Source organism: Sulfuricaulis sp. (assembly GCF_041499725.1).
Classification (GTDB): Bacteria; Pseudomonadota; Gammaproteobacteria; order Acidiferrobacterales; family Sulfurifustaceae; genus Sulfuricaulis.
Genome location: NZ_JBGQKW010000131.1, coordinates 1 through 4,568, shown reverse-complemented (window position 1 = coordinate 4,568; position 4,568 = coordinate 1). Strand labels below are relative to the sequence as shown.

At 62.3% G+C, this 4,568-nt stretch carries 4 protein-coding genes and 1 tRNA gene; 2 read left to right on the top strand and 3 right to left on the bottom strand.

The genetic code is table 11. The features are described 5' to 3' along the window. Positions 1–1,395, top strand: a 1,395-nt coding sequence (locus tag ACC569_RS14020) for a YifB family Mg chelatase-like AAA ATPase (RefSeq protein WP_372524149.1), incomplete at its 5' end; no start/stop codon positions are given. Positions 1,396–1,452: 57 nt separating this feature from the next. On the opposite strand, the gene ACC569_RS14015 is transcribed toward ACC569_RS14020, so the two are convergent. Next, the gene (locus ACC569_RS14015; RefSeq protein ID WP_372524148.1) at positions 1,453–1,974 is read right to left on the bottom strand and encodes a cytochrome c5 family protein; all 522 of its coding nucleotides are present in this window, start codon (positions 1,972–1,974) and stop codon (positions 1,453–1,455) included. 322 nt (positions 1,975–2,296) lie between these two features. Here ACC569_RS14015 and ACC569_RS14010 point away from each other — a divergent pair. Continuing rightward, a tRNA-Arg gene (locus ACC569_RS14010) sits at positions 2,297–2,373 on the top strand. Between the two features lie 248 nt (positions 2,374–2,621). On the opposite strand, the gene lpdA is transcribed toward ACC569_RS14010, so the two are convergent. Then, positions 2,622–4,058, bottom strand: coding sequence for a dihydrolipoyl dehydrogenase (gene lpdA, locus ACC569_RS14005; RefSeq protein ID WP_372524147.1), 1,437 nt, complete (start codon positions 4,056–4,058; stop codon positions 2,622–2,624). Positions 4,059–4,423: 365 nt separating this feature from the next. Next, positions 4,424–4,568 (bottom strand): 2-oxo acid dehydrogenase subunit E2 (locus ACC569_RS14000; protein ID WP_372524150.1); only part of this gene is annotated, 145 nt, incomplete at its 5' end.

Genomic DNA, 4,568 nt, shown 5'->3' with positions numbered 1-4,568 from the left:
GCCGTCATGGAAAGCAAGGACCGGGTGCGGGCGGCGCTGCAAAACGCGCGTTTCGAATTCCCGGCACGGCGCATCACCATCAACCTGGCGCCGGCCGATCTGCCGAAAGAGGGTGGGCGCTTCGACCTCCCCATCGCCATCGGCATCCTCGCCGCCTCCGGGCAGATTTCGACCCGGGACCTGGACCAATACGAATTCATCGGCGAGCTGGCACTCACGGGCAAACTGCGGCCCGTGCTCGGCGCGCTCACCGTGGCGCTGCAGACGCGCCTGACCGGGCGTGCGCTGATCCTACCAGCGGCCAACACCCTTGAGGCCGCGCTGGTGGGTGGCGCGGATATCCGCGGTGCCAAACACCTAATCGAGGTGACGGCACATCTCAACGGTGAAAAGCTGCTCGCGCGCCAGGAACCGGAAATGCCTCTGCCCGAATCCTCCGAGCTACCCGATCTGCACGACATCAAAGGCCAGCATCAGGCGCGGCGCGCGCTGGAGATCGCCGCCGCCGGCGGCCACAGCCTGCTGATGATCGGCCCGCCGGGCGCGGGCAAAACCATGCTGGCCTTGCGCCTGCCCGGCATTCTCCCGCGCCTGGGTGACGATGAAGCGCTCGAAGCCGCCGCCATCCAGTCCCTGCATAAAAAATTTTCCCTGAGCCAATGGAAGCGGCGGCCGTTTCGTGCGCCGCATCACACCGCCTCCGGTGTGGCGCTCGTGGGCGGCGGCAGTCATCCACGACCGGGCGAGATTTCGCTCGCGCATCATGGCGTGCTGTTTCTGGATGAGCTGCCGGAATTCGACCGCCACGTGCTCGAGGTGCTGCGCGAGCCGCTGGAGTCGGGCGCCATCACCATCTCGCGCGCCGCGCGGCAGGCGGAATTTCCCGCCCGGTTCCAGCTGGTCGCGGCCATGAATCCCTGTCCCTGCGGCTACTACGGCGATCCGTCCGGGCGCTGCCATTGCACGCCGGACAAGGTGAACAATTATCGCGCGCGCATTTCAGGACCGCTGCTGGATCGCATCGACATGCACATTGAGGTGCCGGCGGTGTCGCGGGAGTTGCTGCTGGACCAAACGGCGCGTGCCGGAGAATCCTCCGCGCAAGTGCAGGAGAGGGTGGAAACGGCGCGCGCACGGCAGATCCAGCGCAGCGGATGCGCCAATACGACGCTCAACAACAAACAGATCGAGGAAACCTGCCGGTTGGATGAAGCCGGACGGCGGCTGCTCGAACAGGCGATCGACCGGCTGGGTTTTTCCGCGCGCGCGTATCATCGGGTACTCAAGGTGGCGCGCACCATCGCCGATCTGGCGGCGGAGGAGATGATCCGTCCGGCGCATGTGGCGGAGGCGGTACGGTATCGCTGTCTGGATCGCAGCGGCGCATTTTCCTGAGTCAAATAAAAAAGCGGCCTTGCGGCCGCTTTTTTCTACAACAGATACAGACGAGTGTTACTTGGCCTGCGATGCCATGTAATCCACGGCGGCCTTGACGTCGTCATCCTTCAGGCCCATGTTGCCGCCCTTGGGAGGCATCATGCCAGCCTTACCCTGGAAGCCCTTGATGGCGTGCGTGTGCAGCGTGTCGGCGCCCTGGGCAATGCGCGGCGCCCAAGCGGCTTTGTCACCCAGTTTCGGCGCACCGGCGACACCGGCGGCGTGGCAGGCCATGCAGGTGGTGTCATAGATCTTTTTACCCTTGTTGTCATCCGCGCCCGCGGCATTCGCGGAAGGAATGATGGCGTCCATCACCGCATTAGTGGCAGTGGTCGCCCTCGCAACTGGTGTCGCACCGACAGTCAGCTCACCGACTGGCTTGATGCGCTCAACGAGCGCCTTGGCGTCGGCCGTGGATTCGATGGTCTTCGACGGCTTGCCGCCGATGATTTGCGCGACGACGAAGAGGACAACCGTCAACGCCACCAGCGCAACGATCAGGCCCGCGAAAGATTTCAGAAATGCACGATCATTCATTGTTTACCCTACCCGTTTAATGTTGAAGTTTCACTCCGCCGAGTGACGGAGCCCAGAATTTAGCTGTATTAGTATAACCTAATATTCACTTTGAAAAAACACCCTCGTAAATCACAGGATGGACGCTGTTTGTTCCGACGGGTATTCTTGTCTACCCGTCCCAATCAGGAAATGATCAAGATCAAGCGCCCTGCGCCCACAATTCTAGGAACTAGGCGGGGAATTTCGCAGAAGTCCGGTGAGCTTTTTAACCTAAATTGACAACCGCCCTCAAGGAATTAACAGATTTCGAGTGGTACCATAGTATAAATAGTACAAATACGCGCCCTTAGCTCAGCTGGATAGAGCGTCAGCCTCCGACGCTGAAGGTCAGAGGTTCGAATCCTCTAGGGCGCGCCACTAAAGCCACTAAATAAAAAGGGCCCTTCCGGGGCCCTTTTTATTTAGTGGACATGCTTCAGGTATCGGACCTCTCGGCCCGAAGGGTCAGAGGCCTTGGGCGAAAAAGAGCGGGCTCAGATTCAGCGCGCGCTTTCCCCTCGACGCGCGCTGCGCCGCTGATTCGTGCGGTCGGCCACCGGGCGACGAATCGCACTCACACTGTTATTACCAGCGCTCACTCAACATCCGCTGCTCAGCAGCGGAGTTTACGTTTTCGGATGCCTCGATTGTGCGAGATGAATGGCGCGGCCGGCGACGGCGAGCGCCGATTCGTGAAAGGCTTCTGAAAGCGTGGGGTGGGCGAACATCGTGAGCATGATGTCTTCGCTGGAGGCACCGAACGACATCGCGAGCACCGCGGCGGCGACCAGCTCGGAGCACATCGGGCCGACCATGTGCACGCCGCGCACACGGTCGGTGCGCGCGTCGGCCAGGATCTTGACGAACCCGGACGTCTCGCCCATGGCCTTGGCGCGGCCATTCGCGGCGAACGGAAACACGCCTGTGCGATACGGCTCGCCCGCGCTTTTCAGCGTCTGCTCGGTCTTGCCCACCCAGGCGATCTCGGGCTGGGTGTAGATGACCGAAGGAACCACGTCATAATCCACCGAGGCCGGCCGGCCGGCGATACGCTCGGCAACCATGACGCCTTCTTCCATGCCCTTGTGCGCCAGCATCGGCCCGCGCACCACGTCGCCCACGGCATGCACGTTGGGAAGATTTGTGCGGCAGTGCTCGTCCACATGCACGAAGCCCCATTCGTCGAGCAGCAGCCCGGTTTCCGCGGCGAAAAGGCCATCGGTGTTGGGTCGCCGTCCGACGGCGACGATGAGACGCTCCACGCTTTCCTCGTGTTCGCCGTCTTTGTCCTGATAGCGTACCGTAACCGCGCTCTTTTCCATGCGGCTGTCGAGCACACGCGCGCCAAGACGGATGTTGAGCCCCTGGGCGGTGAACTGCTTCAGCGCCTCGCGCGCGATCTGCTCATCGGCCATGGATAGAAAAGTCTCCTGCGCCTCGAGCAGCAGCACCTCGCTGCCCAGACGTCGCCACACGCTGCCGAGCTCAAGCCCGACGACGCCGGCGCCGATGACGCCGAGACGCCGCGGTACATCCTTGAACGCCAGCGCACTCTGCGAATCCACGATCCGCTGCCCGTCGAACGGAGCGCTCTTGAGGTTCACCGGCGTCGAGCCGCTTGCCAAGATCACGTGCTCGGCCTGCAGCTGTTGCGCGGATTTTCCCGAAACCTCCACGATATTCTTTGCCAACAGTTTTCCACGTCCCGGAATCCAAGTCACGCCGTTGGCCTTGAACAACGTGGCGATGCCGCGCGTGAGCTCGGACACCACCTTGTCCTTGTGCGCCATCATGGCCGCCAGGTCGAGGGAGAGCTCCTTGAACTTGAGGCCGTGCGCGGGACCGTGATCGCGCGCCAGGATATAAAGCTCGGAAGTCTCGAGCAGCGCCTTGGAAGGGATGCAGCCGGCGTTGAGACAGGTCCCGCCAAGAGCGGGGCCGTCTTGAGTGTCGCGCCAATCGTCCACGCAGACCACTTTCAGACCGAGCTGGGCCGCCCGGATCGCCGCGGTGTAGCCCGCGGGCCCGGCGCCGATCACTACAACGTCATATCGCTCAGTCATAAAACCCCTAGACAGGATTAACAGGGCGAGCCGGAAACAGACGAAGACACTTAATTGTGGCCCAGGGTGCAACAAAAATCGTTGCCCCCGTTCGGCGGCGCCGATGCCCGTTAAGGGCATCGGCGACCACCCCGCCTCGCCTTCGTCCCGGCGAGCGCCCCGCCAGGGATGGCGGGGCCGTGTATATCGAAGTTTTTGTTGTCACGCCAAGGACGGCAGGCACGCCTTCCCTGGCGTCGCGACAGAGATTTCGTTTTGCCCCGGCCCGCACTTCCGTGTGCGGGCGCTCAGTGGCGCCGATGCACGTTAAGGGCATCGGCGACAACTCCGCTTCGCCCTGGTAAATCTTGTCCATTCCATTCCTCTCAAACCTCGAGCAAAAGCCGCGCCGGGTCTTCCAGCAGTTCCTTGATCATCACTAGGAACTGCACCGCCTCGCGCCCGTCGATCAGGCGGTGATCGTAGGACAGCGCGAGGTACATGATCGGCCGGATCACGACTTGGCCCTTT